At 65.7% G+C, this 23,072-nt stretch carries 22 protein-coding genes; 20 read left to right on the forward strand and 2 right to left on the reverse strand.

The window, feature by feature from the left end; genetic code table 11:
• Positions 1-85: 85 nt before the first annotated feature.
• The 20 genes from B161_RS0111395 (at position 86) to B161_RS0111490 (ending at position 20,837) form a co-directional block, all read left to right on the forward strand.
• Complete coding sequence (locus tag B161_RS0111395) at positions 86-451, forward strand: NADH-quinone oxidoreductase subunit A (RefSeq protein ID WP_018633533.1); 366 nt, start codon at positions 86-88, stop codon at positions 449-451.
• Positions 442-966 carry a NuoB/complex I 20 kDa subunit family protein gene (locus B161_RS0111400; RefSeq protein ID WP_018633534.1) on the forward strand — a complete coding sequence of 175 codons (525 nt, stop codon included), beginning with the start codon at positions 442-444 and terminating at the stop codon, positions 964-966. The genes B161_RS0111395 and B161_RS0111400 overlap by 10 nt, the downstream gene beginning before the upstream one ends.
• 12 nt (positions 967-978) lie before the next feature.
• Complete coding sequence (locus tag B161_RS0111405) at positions 979-1,578, forward strand: NADH-quinone oxidoreductase subunit C (RefSeq protein ID WP_018633535.1); 600 nt, start codon at positions 979-981, stop codon at positions 1,576-1,578.
• A gap of 2 nt (positions 1,579-1,580) precedes the next feature.
• On the forward strand, positions 1,581-2,813 hold the full coding sequence (locus B161_RS0111410; RefSeq protein WP_018633536.1) for an NADH-quinone oxidoreductase subunit D: 1,233 nt from the start codon (positions 1,581-1,583) through the stop codon (positions 2,811-2,813).
• Entirely contained in the window at positions 2,810-3,619 is an 810-nt protein-coding gene (locus B161_RS0111415) for a hypothetical protein (RefSeq protein ID WP_018633537.1), read from the forward strand. Before B161_RS0111410 ends, B161_RS0111415 begins: the two co-directional genes overlap by 4 nt.
• Positions 3,620-3,704: 85 nt before the next feature.
• The gene (nuoE, locus tag B161_RS0111420; protein WP_018633538.1) at positions 3,705-4,400 is read left to right on the forward strand and encodes an NADH-quinone oxidoreductase subunit NuoE; all 696 of its coding nucleotides are present in this window, start codon (positions 3,705-3,707) and stop codon (positions 4,398-4,400) included.
• Positions 4,397-4,975, forward strand: coding sequence for a hypothetical protein (locus B161_RS0111425; protein WP_018633539.1), 579 nt, complete (start codon positions 4,397-4,399; stop codon positions 4,973-4,975). Before nuoE ends, B161_RS0111425 begins: the two co-directional genes overlap by 4 nt.
• Before the next feature lie 71 nt (positions 4,976-5,046).
• A complete protein-coding gene (gene nuoF, locus B161_RS0111430; RefSeq protein ID WP_018633540.1) occupies positions 5,047-6,360 on the forward strand; it encodes an NADH-quinone oxidoreductase subunit NuoF in 1,314 nt (437 codons plus the stop codon).
• 19 nt (positions 6,361-6,379) lie between these two features.
• Positions 6,380-8,464: an NADH-quinone oxidoreductase subunit NuoG gene (gene nuoG, locus B161_RS0111435; protein ID WP_018633541.1), complete on the forward strand. Its 2,085-nt coding sequence runs from the start codon at positions 6,380-6,382 to the stop codon at positions 8,462-8,464.
• A gap of 97 nt (positions 8,465-8,561) precedes the next feature.
• The gene (gene nuoH / locus B161_RS0111440; RefSeq protein WP_018633542.1) at positions 8,562-9,632 is read left to right on the forward strand and encodes an NADH-quinone oxidoreductase subunit NuoH; all 1,071 of its coding nucleotides are present in this window, start codon (positions 8,562-8,564) and stop codon (positions 9,630-9,632) included.
• Positions 9,622-10,113: an NADH-quinone oxidoreductase subunit NuoI gene (gene nuoI / locus B161_RS0111445; protein ID WP_018633543.1), complete on the forward strand. Its 492-nt coding sequence runs from the start codon at positions 9,622-9,624 to the stop codon at positions 10,111-10,113. Before nuoH ends, nuoI begins: the two co-directional genes overlap by 11 nt.
• 27 nt (positions 10,114-10,140) lie before the next feature.
• Complete coding sequence (locus B161_RS0111450; protein WP_018633544.1) at positions 10,141-10,764, forward strand: NADH-quinone oxidoreductase subunit J; 624 nt, start codon at positions 10,141-10,143, stop codon at positions 10,762-10,764.
• On the forward strand, positions 10,761-11,069 hold the full coding sequence (gene nuoK / locus B161_RS0111455; RefSeq protein WP_018633545.1) for an NADH-quinone oxidoreductase subunit NuoK: 309 nt from the start codon (positions 10,761-10,763) through the stop codon (positions 11,067-11,069). Before B161_RS0111450 ends, nuoK begins: the two co-directional genes overlap by 4 nt.
• Positions 11,070-11,073: 4 nt before the next feature.
• A complete protein-coding gene (gene nuoL, locus B161_RS0111460) occupies positions 11,074-13,065 on the forward strand; it encodes an NADH-quinone oxidoreductase subunit L (protein WP_018633546.1) in 1,992 nt (663 codons plus the stop codon).
• A gap of 13 nt (positions 13,066-13,078) precedes the next feature.
• Positions 13,079-14,641 carry an NADH-quinone oxidoreductase subunit M gene (locus B161_RS0111465; RefSeq protein ID WP_018633547.1) on the forward strand — a complete coding sequence of 521 codons (1,563 nt, stop codon included), beginning with the start codon at positions 13,079-13,081 and terminating at the stop codon, positions 14,639-14,641.
• A 16-nt stretch (positions 14,642-14,657) separates the two neighbouring features.
• Positions 14,658-16,160, forward strand: a complete 1,503-nt coding sequence (gene nuoN / locus B161_RS0111470) for an NADH-quinone oxidoreductase subunit NuoN (protein ID WP_018633548.1) — start codon at positions 14,658-14,660, stop codon at positions 16,158-16,160.
• A complete protein-coding gene (locus B161_RS0111475; RefSeq protein ID WP_018633549.1) occupies positions 16,157-16,945 on the forward strand; it encodes a biotin--[acetyl-CoA-carboxylase] ligase in 789 nt (262 codons plus the stop codon). Before nuoN ends, B161_RS0111475 begins: the two co-directional genes overlap by 4 nt.
• A gap of 1 nt (position 16,946) precedes the next feature.
• On the forward strand, positions 16,947-17,735 hold the full coding sequence (locus B161_RS0111480; protein WP_018633550.1) for a type III pantothenate kinase: 789 nt from the start codon (positions 16,947-16,949) through the stop codon (positions 17,733-17,735).
• Between the two features lie 89 nt (positions 17,736-17,824).
• The gene (locus tag B161_RS0111485) at positions 17,825-19,510 is read left to right on the forward strand and encodes a ribonuclease J (RefSeq protein WP_018633551.1); all 1,686 of its coding nucleotides are present in this window, start codon (positions 17,825-17,827) and stop codon (positions 19,508-19,510) included.
• Between the two features lie 109 nt (positions 19,511-19,619).
• On the forward strand, positions 19,620-20,837 hold the full coding sequence (locus B161_RS0111490; protein WP_018633552.1) for an MFS transporter: 1,218 nt from the start codon (positions 19,620-19,622) through the stop codon (positions 20,835-20,837).
• Here the strand turns inward: B161_RS0111490 and B161_RS17890 are convergent.
• Both B161_RS17890 and B161_RS0111500 read right to left on the reverse strand, forming a co-directional pair.
• Positions 20,828-21,940: a capsular polysaccharide export protein, LipB/KpsS family gene (locus B161_RS17890; protein ID WP_018633553.1), complete on the reverse strand. Its 1,113-nt coding sequence runs from the start codon at positions 21,938-21,940 to the stop codon at positions 20,828-20,830. The two genes, B161_RS0111490 and B161_RS17890, sit on opposite strands and share 10 nt — an antisense overlap.
• A gap of 105 nt (positions 21,941-22,045) precedes the next feature.
• On the reverse strand, positions 22,046-22,930 hold the full coding sequence (locus tag B161_RS0111500) for a UTP--glucose-1-phosphate uridylyltransferase (RefSeq protein ID WP_018633554.1): 885 nt from the start codon (positions 22,928-22,930) through the stop codon (positions 22,046-22,048).
• Between the last annotated feature and the right edge of the window lie 142 nt (positions 22,931-23,072).

Here is a 23,072-nt window from a genome sequence, read left to right on the forward strand (position 1 = left end):
CGCTCCGAGGGCTATCCACTAGCTGCGTTCGGACGGCGCGTCGCGCCGCTTCGCGGATGGATCGGATCGGATCGGGAGAGGGCGCATGAACGATCTTTTGCGGGAATATCTTCCCATCGTCGTCTTCCTCGCTTTGGCCGTCGGGCTTGGCTTGGCCTTCATTCTGGCGGCGGTGTTCCTCGCCCCGAGCCGCCCCGACGCCGAGAAGCTTTCGGCCTATGAATGCGGCTTCAACGCCTTCGACGACGCGCGCATGAAATTCGACGTGCGCTTTTATCTGGTGGCCATCCTCTTCATCATCTTCGACCTTGAGGCGGCCTTCCTCTTTCCATGGGCGGCGAGCTTCGGCTTCATCGGAAGCTTCGGGTTTTGGTCGATGATGGTCTTCCTCGCCGTGCTGACCATCGGCTTCGTCTATGAATGGCGCAAAGGAGCCCTCGAATGGGAGTGATCGCTTCGGCCGGTCCCGACAAAGAGCACGCCACGCGCCTGTTGTCGGACGAACTCGCGGATAAGGGCTTCATCCTCACCACCGCCGACGACCTCATCGCCTGGGCGCGCACCGGCTCGCTGATGTGGATGACCTTCGGCCTCGCCTGCTGCGCCGTCGAGATGATGCAGGCCTCCATGCCGCGCTACGACATGGAGCGCTTCGGCGCCGCGCCGCGCGCTTCGCCGCGTCAATCGGACGTGATGATCGTCGCGGGCACTTTGACCAATAAGATGGCTCCGGCTCTGCGCAAGGTCTATGATCAGATGCCCGAGCCGCGTTACGTCATCTCGATGGGCTCCTGCGCCAACGGCGGCGGCTATTACCACTACAGCTATTCGGTGGTGCGCGGCTGCGACCGCGTGGTTCCGGTGGACATCTACGTCCCCGGCTGCCCGCCCACCGCCGAGGCTCTGATCTACGGCATTCTGCAATTGCAGCGGAAGATCCGCCGCACCAGCTCCATCGCCCGCTGAGGAGGCGCCCCTATGGCGGATCTCAACGCTCTGGCCGAGAAGCTCGGCGCCGGTTTCCCGGAAGGGGCGGTCGAAGCCGCCTTCGGCGAACTCACGCTGCTTTTGCCTCTGGCGGGGCTGCATGAGGCGATCCGGCGTCTGCGCGACGACCCGGATCTGCTGCTCGACCAGCTCACCGACCTTTGCGCTCTGGACTGGCCGGGCCGCGAGGCGCGCACCGAACTGGTTTATCATTTCCTGTCGATGCGCAAGAACTGGCGTCTGCGGGTGAAGGTCGGCGTGCGCGAGGACGAGGCCGCGCCGAGCGTGGTCGATCTGCATCCTTGCGCCGATTGGCTGGAGCGCGAAGTCTTCGACATGAACGGCGTGATCTTCGCGGGCCATCCGGATCTCCGCCGCATCCTGACCGATTACGGCTTCCGCGGCCATCCTTTGCGCAAGGACTTCCCGACCACGGGCTACGTCGAAGTCCGTTACGACGAAGAGCGCAAGCGCGTGATCTATGAGCCGGTGAAGCTGATTCAGGAATATCGGCAATTCGACTTCCTCAGCCCTTGGGAGGGCGCGCCTCATATTCTGCCGGGCGACGACAAGGCGAAAGCGGGGGGCTGACCATGACCGAAGCCGCGATCACTGCGGAGACGGGCGACGAGATCCTGACGCCCGAGCGCGAGATCCGCAATTTCACCATGAATTTCGGCCCGCAGCATCCTGCGGCCCATGGCGTGCTGCGCATGGTGGTGGAGCTGGACGGCGAGATCGTCGAGCGCGTGGATCCGCATATCGGCTTGCTGCACCGCGGCACCGAGAAGCTGGCCGAAAGCCGCACCTATCTCCAGAATCTGCCCTATTACGACCGCCTCGACTATGTGGCTCCGATGAATCAGGAGCACGCTTATTGCCTCGCCATCGAGAAGCTTCTCGGGATCGGGGTTCCGCGTCGCGGCAGCTATATCCGGGTGCTCTACTCCGAGATCGGGCGCATTCTGAACCATCTGCTGAACGTCACGACTCAGGCCATGGACGTGGGCGCTCTGACGCCGCCGCTCTGGGGCTTCGAGGAGCGCGAGAAGCTCATGGTCTTCTATGAGCGGGCCTGCGGCGCGCGGCTGCATGCGGCCTATTTCCGGCCCGGCGGCGTCCATCAGGATCTGCCTCAGAAGCTCGTGGACGACATCCGCGCTTGGTGCCATGAATTCCCGCAGCTCGTGGACGACCTCGACGGGCTGCTGACCGACAACCGCATCTTCAAACAGCGCAACGTCGACATCGGAATCGTGACCGAGGAAGACGTCTATGCTTGGGGCTTCACCGGCGTGGTGGCCCGCAGCGTGGGCCTGCGCTGGGATCTGCGCCGCGCGCAGCCCTATGAGCGCTACGACGAATTCGACTTCCGCATTCCCGTCGGCAAGACCGGCGACTGCTACAGCCGCTATCTGATGCGGATGGAGGAGATGCGGGAATCCGTGAAGATCATGCTTCAGGCCTGCGACAAGCTCGACCAATGCGCGGGCGAGCCGGTGCTGACCACGGATAATAAGGTGGCGCCGCCGCGTCGCGCCGACATGAAGACCTCCATGGAGGCCCTCATCCATCACTTCAAGCTCTACACCGAGGGCTTCAAGATCCCCGCCGGCGAGGTCTACGCCGCCGTCGAGGCGCCCAAGGGCGAATTCGGCGTCTATCTCGTGGCCGACGGCACCAATAAGCCTTACCGCATGCGCATCCGGGCTCCGGGCTTCGCGCATCTTCAGGCGATGGATCATCTGTGCCGCGGGCATCAGCTCGCCGACGTCTCGGCCATCCTCGGCTCGCAGGACATCGTCTTCGGCGAGGTGGACAGATGAGCCGCGCCCTTCCTCTCGCGGCCTTCCTGCTGGGGAGCCTCGCCGCTTTCGGGACGGCGGCGCGCGCCGAGGAGCCGCTCAGCCCCTATGAGGCCGCCGTGCTCAAGGCGCTGAAGGCCGCCGACGACTGCACGCTCATCAATTCCCGGCTGCGCAGCGCTTTGCGCGACGAGGGGCTGAGCGAAAGCCAGAAGATCGAGAACGCCGTCTTCTCCCTGACGCGTCAGGGCCTGACGCGGCTGCATCTGAGCCGCCCGGAGCGGGTGAGCCTGCTGGATCCGGCTTGTCCGCCTGATCCCAAGCCGCCGCTGGAGCAGGGCGCCTCCGACATGCGCGGCGAGCTCGCGCATCTTCTCGAAACGCATGATTGCGTCGTCCAGACGCGCCTCCCCGAACTCGCCGCCTTGCTCGACACGCGGCGCGACGAGTTCCTCGCGGCGATGGGCGATCTCTTCTCCGAAGGCGACTTCACGCAGATCGGCGGCTTCGGCCCGACCCGCATCGTCTATCGCACGGGCGAATTCTGCGGGGCTCTGAATCCTGCGGACAGCCGCGAGGAGGAGATCCGCCGCCTTGATCCGGCCGAGGCGCCGAATCTTCTGCGTCAGACGCTGCTGAGCCAAGCCGAGGCGGGCGAATGCGCGCTCTCCGAGGCGGATTTCGCCCGTCTGGCCGGAAATGCGGAAGGGCTCTGGGACGAAGCCGTCGAGGCGGCGCTTCTGGACCTCGCCGCCACCAAAGACGTGAAACGCTCGGTCGAAGGCGAGGCCGTGATCCATCTGAATATCGGAGCGCCCTGCCGATGAGCGCGCCGCAACTCACATTCGATGTCCGCGCGCCGCTGTGGGGAGAAACCCCCGCCGCGACGGCCGCAAGTCCGAGAGGTCGCGCATGTCCACCCGTCGTTTAAGCCAAGCCGCCCTTCAGGCCGGTCCCTTCGCCTTCAACGCGGAGAACGAGGCTTGGGCCGAGCGCCAGATCCGCAAATATCCTGCGGGCCGTCAGGCTTCGGCGGTGATTCCGCTGCTCTGGCGCGCTCAGGAGCAGAACGACGGCTGGCTGACCCGCGCCTCCATCGAATATGTCGCCGATAAGCTCTCCATGCCCTATATCCGGGCGCTGGAGGTCGCGACCTTCTACTTCATGTTCCAACTCGGTCCGGTGGGGCGCAAGGCGCATATCCAGATCTGCGGAACCACGCCCTGCATGCTGCGCGGCTCCGAGGAGCTGACCGAGGTCTGCAAACGCCATATCTCGGCGCATCACAACACGCCCTCCGCGGATGGAGACCTCTCCTGGGAGGAAGTGGAGTGCCTCGGCGCCTGCACCAACGCGCCCATGGCCCAGATCCATTCTCAGGTGAAGGGCGGGGCGCATTCCGATTATTACGAAGACCTCACCCCGGAGAGCCTTGAGAAGATCCTCGAAGCCTTCCGCAAGGGCGAATATCCGAAGCCCGGCCCGCAGAACGGCCGCTTCTCCTCCGAGCCTCTGGGCGGCCCCGCCGCGCTCTCCGAGAGCGATCAGAGCCGCGAGGCGGTGAATTCCTCGGTGGCTCTGGCTCAGACGCAGGGAGCGGCCGGATGACCGTCGTCGGGCGAGGCGCGAGCGACCGCAAGGCGGTCTATGAAAACGCGGCGCGGCTGCTCCGCGGCTGGGCGCCCATCGCCTGCGCCATTGGTCTGCTGACCTTCGTCGCGACGATCCTCGCGCTTTTCGTCCTTGAGGGCGCTTCGCTGGAATCGCGGAGTCTGGTCGCGCGGGGCTCGGTCCTCATCGGGGCGGTCGCGCAGCTGGTTTTGCTGTGGGGCGCGCTCTGGCCGCGCTCGGCGGAGCTGCGCCGTCAGGTGAGGCTTTTCCCGAAGGCTTCGGCGCCGCTGCATGATCGCCGGATCGTGGCGACTCCGCCGGGCGGCGTGAATCCCACGCGCGAATTGATTTGGGCGCAGCTGTTCAGCGCGGGTCCGCTCTTCGTCTTCATCAGCGCCCTGCTGCTGATCTTCGCGGCGCCGCAGATTTCGGGCGTCGGCCCGGAATTGGCGGTCCCTTACATGGTCGCGGCGCTGATCTTCCTGCTGGTCACCGAGGTGGTCTTCATGATCGCGATTTTCGTCCGCATGCTGGCGCTGTCCAGCGAGATCAACGCGGAGCTTCGGACATGACCGCGCATTTTGGAATTTCGCGCCTGACGGCGCTGGCTGGGTCATACCCTTCGGATCGGGGAGCTTAGATCATGGCGTTCGATTTCCTGAAGGACGAAGACCGGATCTTCACCAATCTTTACGGTTTTTACGACCGCTCCCTCGCGGGGGCGCGGGCGCGCGGCCATTGGGACGGCACCGCCGGACTCATCGTCAAGGGCAAGGACTGGATCATCAACGAGATGAAGGCCTCGGGCCTTCGCGGACGCGGCGGCGCGGGCTTCCCGACGGGCCTCAAATGGTCCTTCATGCCCAAGGAGGAATCGGACGGGCGTCCGCATTACCTCGTGGTCAACGCCGACGAATCCGAGCCGGGCACTTGCAAAGACCGCGAGATCATGCGGCATGATCCGCACACCCTCATCGAGGGCTGTCTGATCGCCAGCTTCGCGATGAACGCCCATGCGGCCTACATCTATCTGCGCGGCGAATACGTCCGCGAGCGCGAGGCGCTTCAGGCGGCCATCGACGAATGTTATGACGCCGGGCTTCTGGGCAAGAACGCCGCGGGCTCCGGCTGGGATTTCGACCTTTATCTGCATCACGGCGCGGGCGCCTATATCTGCGGCGAGGAAACCGCGCTGCTGGAGAGCCTCGAAGGCAAAAAGGGCATGCCGCGGCTCAAGCCGCCTTTCCCGGCCAACGCGGGCCTTTACGGCTGCCCGACCACGGTGAACAACGTGGAGTCCATCGCGGTGGCCCCGACCATCCTGCGCCGGGGCGCCTCATGGTTCTCCTCCTTCGGCCGCGACAACAACAAAGGCACCAAGATCTTCGGAATCTCGGGCCATGTGAACAAGCCCTGCGTGGTCGAAGAGGCCATGTCCATTCCGCTGCGCGAGTTGATCGACCGTCATTGCGGCGGCGTGCGCGGCGGCTGGGACAACGTCAAGGCGGTGATCCCCGGCGGCTCTTCGGTGCGCTGCATTCCGAAATCCGTCTGCGACGACGTGCTGATGGATTTCGACGATCTGTCGAAGCATAAGTCGGGCCTCGGCACGGCGGCGGTGATCGTGATGGATCAGTCCACCGACATCATCAAGGCCATCTGGCGGCTCTCGAAATTCTACAAACACGAATCCTGCGGGCAATGCACCCCCTGCCGCGAAGGCACGGGCTGGATGATGCGCGTGATGGACCGCCTCGTGCGCGGAGAGGCCGAGATCGAGGAGATCGACATGCTGCTTTCGGTGACGAAGCAGGTGGAGGGTCATACGATCTGCGCTCTGGGCGATGCGGCGGCTTGGCCGATTCAGGGCCTCATCGCGCATTTCCGCGACGAGATCGAAGACCGCATCAGGGCGAAGCGCAGAGGCCGCATGACTGCGGCCGTGGCGGCCGAGTGAAGGACGCGAGGAGACGGCGATGAATAAGACGCTGAAACTGGTCGTCGACGGCGCCGAGATGGACGTCGACGGGAATATGACCATCCTCCAAGCCTGCGAGCAGGCCGGAGCCGAGATCCCGCGCTTCTGCTATCACGAGCGCCTGAGCATCGCGGGCAATTGCCGCATGTGCCTCGTCGAGGTGGCGGGCATGCCCAAGCCGGTGGCCTCCTGCGCCATGCAGATCAAGGATCTGCGGCCCGGACGCAACGGCGAGCCGCCGGAAGTCAAGACCTTCTCGCCTCTGGTGAAGAAGGCGCGCGAAGGCGTGATGGAGTTCCTGCTGATCAATCATCCGCTGGATTGCCCGATCTGCGATCAGGGCGGCGAATGCGATCTTCAGGATCAGGCCATGGCCTATGGAGAGGCGGGCAGCCGCTATCATGAGCCCAAACGCGCCCATGACGAGATCAACCTCGGGCCTCTTGTCAAGACCGCGATGACGCGCTGCATCCATTGCACGCGCTGCGTCCGCTTCACGACCGAAGTCTGCGGCGTCACCGAAATGGGCTCCACGGGGCGCGGCGAAGACGCCGAAATCATCTCCTATCTGGATCAGGCGCTGACCAGCGAGCTTTCGGGCAATGTGGTCGATCTCTGCCCGGTGGGGGCTCTGACGAGCCGTCCCTACGCTTTCGCGGCCCGGCCTTGGGAATTGCGCAAGACCGAGACCATCGACGCCATGGACGCGCTGGGCTCGAACATCCGCGCCGACGTGCGGGGCAGGGCGGTTCTGCGCGTGCTGCCGCGCAATCATGACGACGTCAACGAGGAATGGATCTCCGACAAGACCCGCTACGCCATCGACGGCTTGGGGCGTCAGCGTCTGGATCGGCCCTATATCCGTCATGAGGGCAAGCTCCGCCCGGCGACTTGGGACGAGGCCTTCGCCCATATCGTCGCGAAGCTGCATGGGCTGAAGGGCGAGGAGATCGCCGCCGTCGCGGGGGATCTGGTCTCCGTCGAGGCGATGTATTCGCTGAAGGATCTGCTCGGCCGGCTCGGCTCGACGCGGGTGGAATGCCGTCAGGAGGGCGCCGCCCTGCCGCCGGAGAACCGCGCCGCCTGGCTCTTCAATCCCGGGATCGCCGGGATCGACCGGGCCGACGCCATTTTGATCATCGGCTCCAATCCGCGCAAAGAGGCGGCGGTGCTGAACGCCCGTCTGCGCCGCGCTTGGCTCAACGGCGCCGAGATCGCGACCATCGGCCCCGACGCCGATCTGACTTATCCCGTCACGCGGCTGGGCGCGGGTCCGGAGACCCTCGCCGACGCGGCGAATCTCGATTGGGTCCGCGAGACGCTGGCGAAGGCCAAGAACCCGCTGATCATCCTCGGCAATGGCGCGGTTTCGCGCGCCGACGGCGCGGCGGTCCTCTCGGCGGCCATGGGCCTCGCCGAGAGCCTCGGCGCGATCCGCGAGGATTGGACCGGCTTCGCTCTGCTGCATCAGGCGGCCTCGCGGGTCGGCGGGCTGGAGATCGGCTTCGCCTCGGAAGGCGGAATCGCCAAGATCTATGACGACGCCGCTTCCGGCGCGCTCAAGGCGGTCTGGCTGCTCGGCGCGGATGAGATCGACCCGTCGCGGCTGGGTTCGGCCTTCGTGGTCTATCAGGGCCATCACGGCGACAAAGGCGCTCATCGCGCCGACGTGATCCTGCCGACCGGCGCTTGGCTGGAGCAGCCGGGCCTTTACGTGAATATGGAAGGCCGTCCGCAATTGGCTCTGACGGCGGCTCTGCCGCCCGGCGAGGCTCGCGAGGATTGGGCGGCTCTGCGCGCCCTTTCGGCGGCTCTGGGCGTCGCGCAGCCTTTCGACGATCTCGGCGGGCTGCGCAAGGCGCTCTTCGCCGAATTCCCGAGGCTCGCGGCCGTCGACTCGCGCGAGGCGGCGGTCTGGAGCGGGGTTCCGGCTTCCGAGGGCGGGCTTTCGGGCGCGCCCTTCGCCGAGAGCGTGCCGGATTACTTCATGACCAACGCCGTGGCCCGCGCCAGCGCGACCATGGCCGAGCTGTCGAAGCTCGCCAAGGAGCGTCGCGGAACGACGCTCGCGGCGGCGGAGTGACGAGCATGGCGAAGCCGAGGGACGGACGCCTTGAAAAGCCGCTTTCGCGTCGGAGAGACGCGGGAGCCGGAATGACGCGAATGGGGGAGCGCGGGTGATGGAGGTTGGTCTCTGGTCCGGCTATGTGTGGCCCGGCCTCGTGATCTTGGGGCAGACCCTGCTGTTGACGATCGTGCTGCTGATCGCTCTGGCCTTCCTGCTCTATATGGACCGCAAGGTCTGGGCGGCGGTGCAGATCCGGCGCGGCCCGAACGTGGTCGGCCCTTTCGGCCTGCTGCAGAGCTTCGCGGACTTCCTGAAATTCGTGCTGAAGGAGATCGTGGTTCCGGCGGGCGCCGATAAGCCGATCTTCCTTCTGGCGCCTCTGCTGAGCTTCATCTTCGCGCTGATCGCTTGGGCGGTGATCCCCTTCAACTTGGGTTGGGTGATCTCGGATCTGAACGTGGGCGTGCTCTACGTCTTGGCCATTTCGAGCTTGGGCGTCTACGGCATCATCATGGGAGGCTGGGCCTCCAATTCGAAATATCCCTTCCTCGGAAGCATGCGCTCGGCGGCGCAGATGGTGAGCTACGAAGTCTCCATCGGCTTCGTGATCGTCTGCGTGCTGCTGATGGTCGGCTCGCTGAACATGACCGACATCGTCATGGCGCAGCAGGGCTTCGGGCTGATGGGCTGGTTCTTCTGGAAGCAGCCGGTGATGTTCGTGGTCTTCTTCATCTCGGCGCTGGCCGAGACGAACCGTCCGCCCTTCGATCTTCCCGAAGCGGAATCGGAGCTGGTGGCGGGCTATCAGGTCGAATATTCCTCGACGCCCTATCTGCTCTTCATGGTGGGCGAATATCTCAACATCGTGCTGATGTGCGCGATGACGAGCATCCTCTTTCTCGGCGGCTGGCTGTCGCCGATCCCGGGCCTGCCGCATGGCGTGCTCTGGATGGCCGGGAAGATGGTCTTCGTGTTCTTCATGTTCGCGATGGTGAAGGCGATCGTGCCGCGCTATCGCTATGATCAGCTGATGCGTCTGGGCTGGAAGATCTTCCTGCCGCTGTCCCTCGCCTTCGTGGTGCTGACGGCCGGCTTCATGAAGACGTTCGACATCCAGCCCTGGACGATGAGCGACGAGGCGCGCGAGATCGGCCGCGCCGTGGAGGTGAGCCATGGGCGTTAGTTGGTCGCGGACGGCGAAAGCCTTTCTGCTCGCCGATTTCGTAGGGGGCTTCAAGCTGGGGATGAAGTATTTCTTCAAGCCCAAGCCGACGCTGAATTATCCCTTCGAAAAAGGCCCGCTCAGCCCGCGCTTTCGCGGCGAGCACGCCCTGCGCCGTTATCCCAACGGCGAAGAGCGCTGCATCGCCTGCAAGCTTTGCGAGGCGATCTGTCCGGCTCAGGCGATCACCATCGAGGCCGAGCCGCGCGAAGACGGCTCGCGGCGCACCACGCGCTACGACATCGACATGACCAAATGCATCTACTGCGGCTTCTGCCAGGAAGCCTGCCCGGTGGACGCCATCGTCGAGGGGCCGAATTTCGAATTCGCCACCGAGACCCGCGAAGAGCTGTTCTATAACAAGGACCGCCTGCTCGCGAACGGCGACCGCTGGGAGCGGGAGATCGCCAAAAATCTGGAGCTGGACGCGCCTTACCGTTAAGGCCGGTCCCCGGGGGAGCGAGAGACCATGGCGCTGCAAGCCGTCGCCTTTTACCTATTCGCCCTTGTGGCCGTCGTCGCGGCGTTGCTGGTGGTCTTCGCCCGCAATCCGGTGCATTCGGTCCTTTGGCTGATCCTGACCTTCTTTTCGGCCGCGGGGCTCTTCGTGCTGATGGGCGCGGAGTTCCTCGCGATGCTGCTGGTCATCGTCTACGTCGGGGCGGTGATGGTGCTGTTCCTCTTCGTGGTGATGATGCTCGACGTGGATTTCGCCGCGCTGAGGGGCCGCGTCGCAGAATATTTCCCGCTCGGGGCGCTGATCGGCGTGATCCTGCTGGTGCAGTTCGTCATGGGCTTCGGCGCCTGGAGCGAGGGCGTCGCGCAGCGCGCCGCCGCCGCCACGCCGACCCCCGCCGATCTGCCCAACGCCCACGCCATCGGCATGGTGCTCTATACGCAATACGTCTACGCCTTTCAGGCGGCGGGTCTGGTGCTGCTGGTGGCCATGATCGGCGCCATCGCCCTGACGCTTCGCCACCGCGAAGGGATCAAGCGGCAAGACCCGCTCGCGCAGATCCACCGCACCCGCGAGGAGGCGATGGAGTTGGTGGACGCCAAGCCCGGCGAGGGCCTTCAGGAGACGCGCTCATGACCATCGGGCTGGAGCATTATCTGACCGTGGCGGCGATGCTCTTCGTCGTCGGGATCTTCGGGGTCTTCCTCAACCGCAAGAACGTGATCGTCATTCTGATGTCGATCGAGCTGATGCTTTTGGCGGTGAACATCAATTTCGTCGCCTTCTCGACGCATCTTCAGGATCTGACGGGGCAGATCTTCACGATCTTCGTGCTGACCGTGGCGGCTGCGGAAGCGGCCATCGGCCTCGCCATTCTCGTCTGCTTCTTCCGAAATCGCGGGACCATCGCGGTGGACGACGTCAATATGATGAAGGGCTGAGGGCATGCTGACCGCGATCGTCTTTCTGCCTCTGATCGGTTCGCTGATCTCGGGCTTCTTCGGCAAGCGCCTCGGCGAGACTCTGGCGCAATGGATCCCGACGGGGCTGCTTTTCGTCTCGGCGCTGTTTTCGTGGATCGTCTTCGCCCAGACCCTCGGCGGAGAGGACCGCCTCGTGCGGCTCTTCACCTGGATCTCCTCGGGCGAGCTTCAGACGGATTGGGCGTTGCGCGCCGATCCGCTGACCGCCGTGATGCTGGTGGTGGTGACCACGGTTTCGGCCTTGGTCCATCTCTATTCGGTCGGCTATATGGCGGAGGATCCGTCTAAGGCGCGGTTCTTCAGTTATCTCTCGTTCTTCACCTTCGCCATGCTGATGCTGGTGACGGCCGACAACTTCCTGCAGATGTTCTTCGGCTGGGAAGGCGTGGGCGTCGCGTCTTATCTGCTCATCGGCTTCTGGCATCAGAAGGACAGCGCCAACGCCGCCTCGATGAAGGCCTTCATCGTCAACCGCGTCGGCGATTTCGGCTTCCTGCTCGGCATGTTCGGCGTCTTCGCGGTCTTCCGCAGTCTGGATTTCGACACCGTCTTCGCCGCCGCGCCGCAATACGCCGAATCCACCTTCCATTTCCTCTGGATGGAGGTGAAGGTTCTGGAGGCGATCTGCTTCCTGCTCTTCATCGGCGCCATGGGCAAGTCGGCGCAGTTCTTTCTGCACACCTGGCTCCCCGACGCCATGGAGGGCCCGACGCCGGTGTCGGCGCTGATCCACGCCGCCACCATGGTGACCGCGGGCGTGGTGATGATCTGCCGCCTCTCGCCGCTTTTCGAGTGGGCGCCGGGGGCTCTGGCCTTCGTGACCTTCATCGGCGCGACCACGGCGCTCTTCGCGGCGACGGTCGGCCTCGTGCAGAACGACATCAAGCGCATCATCGCTTATTCGACCTGCTCGCAGCTCGGCTATATGTTCTTCGCGGCGGGCCTCGGGGCCTATCCGGTGGCGATGTTCCACCTTTTCACGCACGCCTTCTTCAAGGCTCTGCTCTTCTTGGGCGCCGGCTCGGTCATCCATGCGATGCATCATGAGCAGGACATCCGCAAGATGGGCGGCCTCTGGCGCTATATCCCGCTGACCTTCGTCATGATGGTGGTGGGCACTCTGGCGATCACCGGCCTGCCGCTGCTCTCGGGCTTCTACTCCAAGGACGCCATCATCGAGGTGGCCTTCGTCGGCAAGGGCTGGACGGCGCAATACGCCTTCTTCGTGAGCCTGCTCGTCGCGGCGATGACCTCCTTCTATTCCTGGCGGCTGATCTTCAAGGTCTTCTTCGGACCCCGCGTCTGGAAGGACGATCCCGATCCTTATCCGACGCCGGTCGAAGAGGCGCATGACGACCATGCTCATGGAGATGATCACGGCCACGGCCATCACGAGCTTCATCCGCATGAGAGCCCCAAGACCATGCTCATCCCCATCGGGGTGCTGACGGTCGGCGCGATCCTCGCGGGCGCGATCTTCGCGCCGGGCTTCATCGGCGACGGATATGAAGAATTCTGGCGCGGCTCCATCTTCTTCGGCCCGAACAACCACGTCATGCACGACTTCCATTATGTGCCGCTGTGGGTGAAGTTTGCGCCCTTCATGATGATGGTCACGGGCTTCTTCATCGCCTGGACGCTCTATGAGCGCCGCCGCGATCTGCCTGCGAAGCTCGCCCGGTCTCAGGAGGCGCTGTACACCTTCTTCCTGAATCGCTGGTGGTTCGATCAGGCTTATGACTTCCTCTTCGTGAAGCCTGCTCAGGCTCTGGGGCGGTTCCTCTGGAAGAAGGGCGACGGCGCGACCATCGACGGCGCCATCGACGGGGCTTCGATGAAGATCGCCCCCGCCATCGCCGGTTTGCTGCGCCGGGCGCAATCCGGATATGTGTTCCACTACGCCTTCGCGATGATCCTTGGGGTCGTGGTGCTGGTCGGTCTGGCGGTGGTTTGAGGGGGCCGCAAGCATGGGCTATGTGTTGAACGCCGTTTTATGGCTGCCGCTGATCGGCGGCTTGATCCTGCTGCTTCTGAAGGGCGATGGTCCGGCGGAGCGGTTGTTGATCAAGCGTTGGTCCCTTGGGATTTCGGTCCTCACCTTTTTGATCTCGCTGATCCTGCTCTTCAGCTTCGACTCCAGCTCTCCGGCCTTCCAGTTCGTGGTGGACCGGCCTTGGCTGGCGGGGCTGAATTATAAGCTCGGCGTGGACGGCTTCTCCTTCCCCTTCCTCATGCTGACGACGGCGCTGATGCCCATCGTCTTCCTGGCGAGCTGGAACGTCGAGACGCGGGTCCGGGAGTATTTCATCGCCTTCCTCGTGCTGGAGACGCTGATGATCGGCGTGTTCTGCGCGCTGGACATGGTGCTCTTCTACCTCTTCTTCGAGGCCGGCCTGATCCCGATGTTCCTGATCATCGGCGTCTGGGGCGGCAAGCGGCGCATCTACGCGAGCTTCAAATTCTTCCTCTACACCCTGCTCGGCTCCTTGCTGATGCTGGTGGCGATGATCTGGATGTGGAGCTACGCGGGCACCACCGACATCGAAAAGCTGCTCGTGACGGATTTCCCGCATGACGGCTTCCGGGTGCTCGGCTTCATGGTCACGGGCGGGGCGCAGACTTTGCTCTGGCTGGCCTTCTTCGCGAGCTTCGCGGTGAAGATGCCCATGTGGCCGGTCCACACCTGGCTCCCCGACGCCCACGTCGAGGCGCCGACGGCGGGCTCGGTGGTTCTGGCCTCGATCCTGCTGAAGATGGGCGGTTACGGCTTCGTGCGGTTCAATCTGCCGATGTTCCCCGTCGCCTCCGACCTCATGGCGAATTTCGTCTTCACGCTCAGCGTGATCGGCATCGTCTACGCCTCGCTGGTCGCGCTGGTGCAGGAGGACATGAAGAAGCTCGTCGCCTATAGCTCGGTGGCGCATATGGGCTTCGTGACCATGGGCCTCTTCTCCGGCACTCAGCAGGGGATCGACGGCGCCATGTTCCAGATGCTCAGCCACGGCTTCATCGCGGGCGCCTTGTTCCTCTGCGTGGGCGTGGTCTACGACCGCCTCCACACCCGCGAGATCGCGGCTTACGGCGGCGTGGTCAACGTCATGCCGATGTTCGCGGTGGTCTTCCTGTTCTTCACCATGGGCAACGTGGGCTTGCCGGGCACCTCGGGCTTCGTGGGCGAGTTCCTCACCATGACCGGCGCCTATGAGGCCAACACTTGGGTCGCCTTCTTCGCGGCGACGGGCGTGATCCTCTCGGCGGGCTACGCGCTCTGGCTTTACCGCCGGGTGGCCTTCGGGACGATCACCAACCCCCATGTCGCCGAGATGAAGGAGATGGGCCGTCGCGAGATCGCGCTCTTCGCGCCGCTGGTGATCGCCACGCTGTACTTCGGCCTTTATCCGAAGCCCGCTCTGGACGCCTTCGGAACCTCGACGGCCCATCTGCTGACCCGCTATGAGGCGGCGGTGGGCGAGCGTCCGCCCATCGCTCTGCCGGGCGCGGCTCCCGCCGCCGCCGAAGCGCATCATTGATCCGGAGGGGCGTAAGATGAGCCTGAATCTCGCGGCCGCCGCGCCGGAACTGATCCTCGCCGTGGCGGCGCTCGCCATCCTGATGTTCGGAGTGCTGCGCGCTCCGGCTCCGGCCTATCTGCTGGCTGCGGGCGACAAGCCCGCCGCCGCCCTCGCCGAGCGCCGCAACGCCGCATGGGCTTTGTGGTTCGCGGTGGGGGCTCTGATCCTCGCGGCGCTTTGGGCGGGGTTCTGGGCTCCGGCGGGACGCGCCTTCTCGGACGCCTTCATCCTCGACGGGCTGTCGCGCTACGCCAAGGTCGCGGCCTTCCTGACGGCGGCGGCGGCTCTGGCGCTCTCGCGCGACCTCATGGGGCGGCTGGAGGCTCTGAGCTACGAATACGCCGTGCTGGTGGTGCTGGCCGCCCTCGGCATGGGGATGATGGCCTCGGCCAATGATCTGATCTCGCTCTACATCGGCCTTGAGCTTCAGTCTCTGGCGCTTTACGTCCTCGCCGCCCTGCGCCGCGACGACGCCCGCGCCACCGAAGCCGGATTGAAGTATTTCGTGCTGGGCGCGCTTTCATCGGGCCTGCTGCTCTTCGGCGCAAGCTTCGTCTACGGCTACACCGGCTCGATCAATTTCGACGTCATCCGCGCCGTCACGGCGGTGGAGGAGGGTCATAACCTCTCCGTCGGCCTGCTGATCGGCATCTCCCTGATGGCGTGCGGCATCGGCTTCAAGCTCTCGGCCGCGCCCTTCCACATGTGGACGCCCGACGTCTATCAGGGCGCGCCTCTGCCCATCGCGGCCTTCTTCGCCTCGGCGGCGAAGATCGCGGCGGCGGCCATGCTGCTGCGCCTTTTCTACGGCGCCTTCGGCGAGGCCACGAGCCAATGGCGCGACATCCTCGCGGTGCTGGCGGCGGCCTCGATGCTGGTCGGCGGCTTCGGCGCTCTGGTGCAGACCAACGTCGTGCGGCTGCTGGCCTATTCCTCCATCGGCAACGTCGGCTTCGCCCTGACGGGCATGGCGGCGGGCACGGCGCAGGGAATCTCCAGCGGCCTGCTCTATATGGTGATCTACGCGGTCACGACTTTGGGCGTCTTCGCCTTCCTCTTCGGGATGCGCCGGGGCGGCAAGCCCGCGCTGGCCATCTCCGATTTCGCGGGGCTGGCCCGGCGCGACATGGCTTCGGCGCTTTGCCTCGGCGCGCTGATGTTCAGTCTGGCGGGCGTTCCGCCTCTGGCGGGCTTCTTCGCCAAGCTCTACGCCTTCCAGGCCGCCTGGACGGCGGGTCTGGGCTATCTGCTGGTGATCGCGGTCCTCGCGGCGGTGGTCAGCGCCTTTTATTACATCCGCGTCGTCAAGGTCATGTTCTTCGACGAGCCCGCGGAGGCCTTCGACCCGCAGCCCTTCGGGCAGAGGCTGGCGCTTTACGCGGCGGCGGCCTTCAGCCTGATCTTCGTCATCGGCGGCTTCGGCCTGCCGGAGGCGGCGCAGCGGGCCGCGACGGCCCTGATCGGCGGCGGCGCGTGAGTCTCGGCCTCGGTCTCGATTCCGCGCGGGTTCTCCGCTTCGACGATCTCGACAGCACCAACGCCGAGGCGGCCAGACGCGCCGCCTCCGGCGAGCGGGGGCCGCTCTGGATCCTCGCGAAGCGCCAGACGGCGGGACGCGGACGCTCAGGCCGCGCATGGTCCACGCCGGAGGGCAATCTCGCCGCCACCCTGCTCTTCGCGCCGGAGGCGCCGCCCGCTCAGGCGGCGCTTCACGCTTTCGCGGCGGGGCTGGCTCTGGCCGAGGCGACGCTTCAGGCGGTTCCGAAGCTCGCCCGCGCGGAGGTCCGGCTGAAATGGCCGAATGATCTGCTGGTGAAGGGCGGCAAGGCCTCCGGGCTTCTGCTGGAGGCCTCGGGCGGCGGACTCGGCCGCAGCGTGGACTGGCTGGCGGTGGGGATGGGCGTGAACCTTGCGACCGTCCCCGAGGCCGCCGGGGCGCGCTGGACGCCGACCCGGCTCGACGCCTTCGCCGCCGCGCCTCTGGATCCTGAGGCTTATCTCACGCTGGTCGCGGCGCGCTTCGACCATTGGGCCTTGCGGCTGGCCACCGAGGGCTTCGCGCCTTTGCGGGCGGCTTGGCTGACTTGGGCGGCGGGTTTGGGCGGCCCGATCCTCGCGCGGGCGGGGGCCGAAAATTTCGAAGGGATCTTCGAGGATCTTGACGCGCAGGGCGCTCTGATGCTCCGTCAGGGAGCCGGCCTGCTCCGCATCGCGGCGGCCGACGTGCATTTTCCTGAACCTGATCGCCGGGGGGCTCCCTAGAATGCTGCTCGCCATCGACGTCGGCAACACCAACACCCTCTTCGCCCTGCATGACGGCGAGGGCTTTCGCGCGCAATGGCGCATCTCCACCGACGGCCGCCGCACCGCCGACGAATATTACGTCTGGCTGCGCAACCTCATGGCGCTGGAGGGGGTCGACCCCGAAGCCGTGACGGACGCCATTCTGGCGCAGGTCGCGCCGCAGACCTTGTTCAATCTGCGCAGTCTCTGCCGGAAATATTTCAAGGTGGAGCCTCTGGTGGTCGGCGAGCCGGGCTGCGCGCTCGGCATCGAGGTGCGCATGCCCAATCCGGGCGAGGTGGGCGCGGATCGCCTCGTCAACGTGGCGGCGGGCCTGCGCGACTACGGCCCGAACCTCATCATCATAGATTTCGGCACCGCCACCACCTTCGACGTCTGCGACGAGGACGGCGCCTATGCGGGGGGCGCGATTTCCCCGGGGATCAACCTCTCTCTGGAGGCGCTGCATCAGGCGGCCGCCAAGCTGCCGCGCATCGACGTGGCGCGTCCGGCGCGGGTGATCGGCAAAGGAACCGTCGACGCCATGCGCAGCGGCGTCTATTGGGGATATGTGGGACTCATCGAGGGCCTCTGCGACCGCATCGAGGCCGAGCATGGGCGCCCCATGACCGTCATCGCCACCGGCGGGCTCGCGCCGTTGTTTTCGAAGGCCACCCCGCGCATCGATCACGGAGATCCGGATCTGACCATGCGCGGACTGGCCTACATCCATGCGTTGAACCGGGCGAAGCCCCCCGGAGATGCTTAAAGCAGACGCATGACGCCATAGGGCCGCGCCGCGGGGCCTTTTCAGACCGCGGCTTCGCCTTTTGGGCGAAGATCAACATGGAGGGACGCATGGCGCGTCAAGAAGGCCTTTACTACGTCGCTTTGGGCGGCGCGGGCGAAATCGGCATGAATCTCTATCTCTACGGCTACGGCTCGCAGAACGACCGCCGCTGGATCGCCGTGGATTGCGGCATCGGCTTCCCCGAGGAGGCCCACGCCCCCGGCGTGGAGGTCATGACCCCCGACATTTCTTTCCTCAAGCGCGAGGCGGGGCGTCTGGACGCGCTCTTCATCACCCACGCCCATGAAGACCATATCGGCGCGCTGGAATATCTCTGGCCTGAGCTGAATTGTCCGATCTACGCGGGCAAATTCGCGGCGGCCATCGGGCGCGGCAAGCTCGCCGAGGCGCGGATCGACGCGAAGGCCATTCGCGAAATGGCTCCGGGCGAGCGGGTGACGGTCGGCGCCTTCACCGTCGAGACCTTCGCCATGACCCATTCCGCGCCGGAAACCAACGCGCTGATCATCCGCACGCCGGTCGGGACCATCTTCCACAGCGCCGACTTTAAAATCGACCGCACCCCCATGCCGGGGCAGGGCGCGCCCATCGACGAAGAGGCTCTGAAGCGCCTCGGCGACGAGGGGATTCTCGCTCTGGCCTGCGATTCCACCAATGTCTTTCAGGAAGGCTGGTCGCGCTCGGAATCCAGCCTCAAGGACAGCCTCCGCGAGATCATCGCGGCGCGCAAGGGCCGCGTCGCGGCCACGAGCTTCGCCTCCAACGTGGCGCGCGTGAAGATGCTGGCCGAAGCGGCGATCGAGGCGGGGCGTCAGGTCTCGGTGGCGGGCCGCGCCATGCGCCGCATGATCGAGGCCGCGCTGGAGACCGGCGTGATCGACAGCTTCCCTCCGGTGACCTCGGAGGAGCGCATGCGCGATCTGCCCGACCATGAGGCCTTTTATCTGGTCACGGGCAGCCAAGGCGAATCGCGGGCGGCTCTGGCGCGCATCGCCGAGGGGCAGTTCTCCGGCGTGGATCTCGGCGACGGCGACACGGTGATCTTCTCCTCGCGGATCATCCCCGGCAATGAGAACGGCGTCTATCGCATCTACAACAAGCTCGCGGAGAAGGGCGTGGAGGTGGTGGACGTGGACCGTCATCACGTCCATGTCTCGGGCCACGCCCGCCGCGACGAGATCGCCCGGCTCTACGAGCTTCTGCGTCCCAAGCTGGCCATTCCGATGCATGGCGAATTCCGCCATCTGCTGGAGCACGCCCGCATGGCCGGAGAATGGGGCGCCGATCAGGCGGTGCTCGCGCCCAACGGACGCCTCGCGCGTCTGGGGCCGGGCGCGCCCAAGGTGCTGGAGACGGTCGAGACCGGTCGCATGTATGTGGACGGGCATCAGCTCATCGGCGCCATGGACGGCGTGGTCCGCGCCCGGCGCAAGATGGCGATGAACGGCCATATCGCCGTGACGCTGGTGGTGGATAAGGCGGGCGAGCTCATCGCCGATCCCGAGGCCCGCGCTCTGGGCGCGCCGGAGGAATCCTCCTCCTGGCGCGGCAGCTTCGAGGATCAGATCACGGCGGCGGTCGAGACGGCGGTGGAGGCCATGAGCGCCAAGGCCCGCCGCTCCGACGGCTCTCTTGAGGAAGCCGCCGTCCTCGCGACGCGCCGGGTTTCGGCGGCGCTTTGGGGCAAGAAGCCCGAAGTCTCGGTGACGGTGGTGCGGCTCGACGAAAACTAAGCCTCTGCGGCGAAAAGCATAAGCTTATTCGGCTCCCGAATGATCTAGGAGGGGAGGCGGCTCCGCGCGGCGGGGCCGCCTCTTCGCCTTTTCAGAAAGACCGCGCCCCATGTCCCCTCAGGCCCCTCTTCAGGCTTCCGAACCGGCTTCGGCCCGCCGCAATATCGTCGCGCTGACGATGGCGGCGGCTTTGGGCTCGGCGAGTCCGCCGATTTTGATTTCTCTGGGCGGGCTGGTGGGTCAGAGGCTGGCCTCCGATCCCGCCATGGCGACTTTGCCGGTGAGCCTCTTCAATCTCGGGCTGGCGCTCGGGACTTTGCCCGCCGCCTATCTGATGCGCCGCTACGGACGCCGCAGCGCTTATGTCTTCGGCGCCTGCTTCGGGATCGTCTCCGGGCTGATCGCGGCTTTCGGCGTGATCTCGGCGGTTTTCGCGGTCTTCTGCGCGGGGGCGACTCTGGCGGGCTTTTACGCCGCCTATGTCCAGAGCTATCGCTTCGCCGCCGCCGACGGCGTCGAGGGGCCGATGAAGGCCAAAGCGATCTCTTGGGTGATGCTGGGCGGTCTGGCGGCGGCGATCATCGGGCCGCAGCTGGTCATCCACACCCGCGACTCCATCCCGGACGCGCCTTTCGCCGGGGCCTTCTTCAGTCAGGCGGCTTTGGCGCTTCTGGCGATTCCGGTTCTGCTCATGCTGCGGACGCCCAAGCCCGCCGCGATGGGCGCGGGCGCCGCCGAGGGCGGGCGCGGCCTCGGCGAGCTTTTATCTTCGCCGCGCTATCTGCTGGCGGTGGCGACGGGGATCGTCTCCTATGGGCTGATGACCTTCGTCATGACCGCCGCGCCTATGGCCATGGTGGGGCATGGCCATAGCGTGGATCATGCGGCTCAGGGGATTCAATGGCATGTGCTGGCCATGTTCGCGCCGAGCTTCGTGACGGGGCGCCTCATCGCGCGTTTCGGCGCCGAGCGGGTGGCGGCGGTCGGGCTCGTGGTCACGGCGCTTTCCGGCGCGGTGGCTCTGGGCGGGATGGATCTCGGCCATTTCTGGGTTTCGCTGATCCTGCTGGGCGTGGGCTGGAACTTCGGCTTCATCGGGGCCAGCGCCATGGTGGCCGCCGCCCATAGTCCCGCCGAGCGCGGCAAGGCTCAGGGCCTGAACGATTTTCTCGTCTTCGGCGTGGTGGCGGCGGCCTCCTTCTTCTCGGGCGCTCTGCTGAACGCCTCGGGCTGGCGGATGATCAACTGGCTGATCTTCCCCGCCGTGGCTTTGATCCTCGCGCCTCTGGTCTGGCGGACGGCGCGGAGGCCGCAGGCTCAGGTCTGAGCGGCGAGCAGTCCGGGCAGAAGATCGAGGATCGCGCGCGGCCCGGCTTCCGGCCGGACGCCCGCATAGCGCGGATAGAGCAGATAGGCGCCCGCCAGAATCTGGAGGGCGCTCAGCTTGCGGCTCCGGCGCGGGACGGGCAGGCGGTCCTCGGTGATCCCCCATCCGGCGTAGAAGGGCGCGCCGAGCGTCACGACCGGCTTGCCGCGCAAGGCCGCCTCGAAGCCCGCCAGAGAGGTGGCCGTATAGACGAGATCCGCCTGATCGAGGCAATCGGCGATGCCGAACTCCGGCCCGAGGATCGCGCAGAGATCCGCCACCAGCGCCGGATCGGAATATTGCGGCCGGGCGTGCGAAGCGGTGTCGGGATGGAGCCGATAAAGGATCTGCGCCTCCGGATTCTCCTCGGCGGCCCGCATGACCATCTGATTGCCGGTGAGCGGCGACTCCGTTCCATAGCGGATGGAGAGATCGTCCTCCACCTGCCCCAGCACGAGGACGCGCCGCTTGCCCGGCCTCAGCGCCTCCTCGACCCGCCGCGCGGCGGGGAGATTATATTTCGACAGGCCCCGCCCGCGCATGAGTCCGGCCAGAGCCTCCGCCGCCGCCATGAGCTCGGAATCCGCGTCGAAGTCGTAGGAGGCGAGAAGCTCCTCCAGCCGCGAAGGCCGCAGACGGTCGAAATGCATGGCGCGGTCGTCGAAGACGAGGCTGGCCGGAGCGCTGCGCGCCACCCCGAGCCCCAGAGACCGCAGAAATCCATCCTCGACGTAGGTCAGAGGCAGGCCCTTGCGCCGACAAAACAGCTCCAGATCCGGCGCGAAATTATAGCTCCAGGCGAAGATCTCCGGCTTGGGCAGGCGCAGGAGGCCCTCAAGAGCCGCCAAAGGCGCCGAGCCGTCATGCGAGAGGACGGCCACGTTATGCTCGGGCAGGAAATCGAGCATGAAGGTCTTCCAGCGCGAAAACCCGACGAGGACCGCCGTCGGAGCCTGAGGCCCGCGGCGGCTTCGGGCGGCGCGCCAGATCGGATCGACGCGCCGCCTCAGCGCGAATTGCGCGGAGGCTCGGCGCCATGGAGCGAAAAGGGCGGAGACGTCCAAAAGCTCGGACTCCCGGATCCGGTCAGAGGGAAAGCGCCCGCGCGCAGGCGAAGGCCGAGGGCTTCGTCCGCCTGTCTATCATCTGTCGCCGCGCAAGCGAAGCCCTCAGGCCCGCCGCGTCGCGGCGGTTTCGGCGATGATCTCCAGCACGGCCTCGCGCAGATCCGGGCGCTGGAGCGCGAAGGCGATGGTGGCCTGAACGAAGCCCGCCTTCGATCCGCAATCGAAGCGCCGCCCCTCGAAGGCGAAGCCGTTGACGGGGCGACGGCCGATCTCGGAGGCGATGGCGTCGGTGAGCTGGATCTCTCCGCCGGAGCCCGGCGCCGCGCGGCCGATGGCCTCCAGAACGGAGGGCGTCAGAATATAGCGCCCGATGATCGCCATATTGGAGGGGGCTTCGCCCGCCGGGGGCTTCTCCACCATGCCGCGCACGGGCCGCAGCCGCTTCGGCTCCGCCGCCACGTCGAGCACGCCATAGGAGGACGTCCGCTCCGGCGCGACCTCCATCATGGCGAGCATATTGCCGCCGACGTCGCCATAGGCCTCGACCATCTGGCGCAGACAGGGCTTTTCGGCGGCGATCACGTCGTCCGGCAGAAGCACCGCGAAGGGCTCGGAGCCGATGAGATGGCGCGCGCACCAGACCGCATGTCCCAGCCCAAGGGCGCGGTTCTGGCGCACATAGGCGAGGGAGCCGCTTTTCATATAAGTGGCTTCGAGGATCTCCAGCAGATCCGTTTTGCCGCCGCTCGCCAGTTCGGCGGCGAGATGGGGGGCGTCGTCGAAATAATCCTCAAGCGAGCTTTTCCCGCGCGAGGTCACGAAAATGAACTGCTCGATTCCGGCGGCGCGGGCTTCGTCGATGGCGTATTGGATCAGGGGGCGGTCGACGAGCGTGAGGATCTCTTTGGGGATGGATTTCGTGGCGGGCAGAAACCGCGTCCCGAGGCCTGCGACGGGAAAAACGACTTTACGGACTTGGTGACGCAAGTAAGGGGCCTTTTCAACAGGCGTGGGACGACATGCGCGAGATAAGGGACCATAAGCCGGCGCCCTATGAGCCGCAAGCCCCGTTTTCCCTTCGCCTCAGACGCGAAAGATGGTGGTTGGGAGGTCTTTCAGACGAATTCTC

Origin of the sequence: Neomegalonema perideroedes DSM 15528 (genome assembly GCF_000374145.1) — a bacterium.
In the GTDB taxonomy this organism is placed as follows: Bacteria; Pseudomonadota; Alphaproteobacteria; order Rhodobacterales; family Rhodobacteraceae; genus Neomegalonema; species Neomegalonema perideroedes.

Coding starts and splice junctions, on each gene's coding strand:
- B161_RS0111395 (WP_018633533.1), top strand. CDS start 86: ATGAACGATCTTTTGCGGGAATATCTTCCCATCGTCGTCTTCCTCGCT.
- B161_RS0111400 (WP_018633534.1), top strand. CDS start 442: ATGGGAGTGATCGCTTCGGCCGGTCCCGACAAAGAGCACGCCACGCGC.
- B161_RS0111405 (WP_018633535.1), top strand. CDS start 979: ATGGCGGATCTCAACGCTCTGGCCGAGAAGCTCGGCGCCGGTTTCCCG.
- B161_RS0111410 (WP_018633536.1), top strand. CDS start 1,581: ATGACCGAAGCCGCGATCACTGCGGAGACGGGCGACGAGATCCTGACG.
- B161_RS0111415 (WP_018633537.1), top strand. CDS start 2,810: ATGAGCCGCGCCCTTCCTCTCGCGGCCTTCCTGCTGGGGAGCCTCGCC.
- nuoE (WP_018633538.1), top strand. CDS start 3,705: ATGTCCACCCGTCGTTTAAGCCAAGCCGCCCTTCAGGCCGGTCCCTTC.
- B161_RS0111425 (WP_018633539.1), top strand. CDS start 4,397: ATGACCGTCGTCGGGCGAGGCGCGAGCGACCGCAAGGCGGTCTATGAA.
- nuoF (WP_018633540.1), top strand. CDS start 5,047: ATGGCGTTCGATTTCCTGAAGGACGAAGACCGGATCTTCACCAATCTT.
- nuoG (WP_018633541.1), top strand. CDS start 6,380: ATGAATAAGACGCTGAAACTGGTCGTCGACGGCGCCGAGATGGACGTC.
- nuoH (WP_018633542.1), top strand. CDS start 8,562: ATGGAGGTTGGTCTCTGGTCCGGCTATGTGTGGCCCGGCCTCGTGATC.
- nuoI (WP_018633543.1), top strand. CDS start 9,622: ATGGGCGTTAGTTGGTCGCGGACGGCGAAAGCCTTTCTGCTCGCCGAT.
- B161_RS0111450 (WP_018633544.1), top strand. CDS start 10,141: ATGGCGCTGCAAGCCGTCGCCTTTTACCTATTCGCCCTTGTGGCCGTC.
- nuoK (WP_018633545.1), top strand. CDS start 10,761: ATGACCATCGGGCTGGAGCATTATCTGACCGTGGCGGCGATGCTCTTC.
- nuoL (WP_018633546.1), top strand. CDS start 11,074: ATGCTGACCGCGATCGTCTTTCTGCCTCTGATCGGTTCGCTGATCTCG.
- B161_RS0111465 (WP_018633547.1), top strand. CDS start 13,079: ATGGGCTATGTGTTGAACGCCGTTTTATGGCTGCCGCTGATCGGCGGC.
- nuoN (WP_018633548.1), top strand. CDS start 14,658: ATGAGCCTGAATCTCGCGGCCGCCGCGCCGGAACTGATCCTCGCCGTG.
- B161_RS0111480 (WP_018633550.1), top strand. CDS start 16,947: ATGCTGCTCGCCATCGACGTCGGCAACACCAACACCCTCTTCGCCCTG.
- B161_RS0111485 (WP_018633551.1), top strand. CDS start 17,825: ATGGCGCGTCAAGAAGGCCTTTACTACGTCGCTTTGGGCGGCGCGGGC.
- B161_RS0111490 (WP_018633552.1), top strand. CDS start 19,620: ATGTCCCCTCAGGCCCCTCTTCAGGCTTCCGAACCGGCTTCGGCCCGC.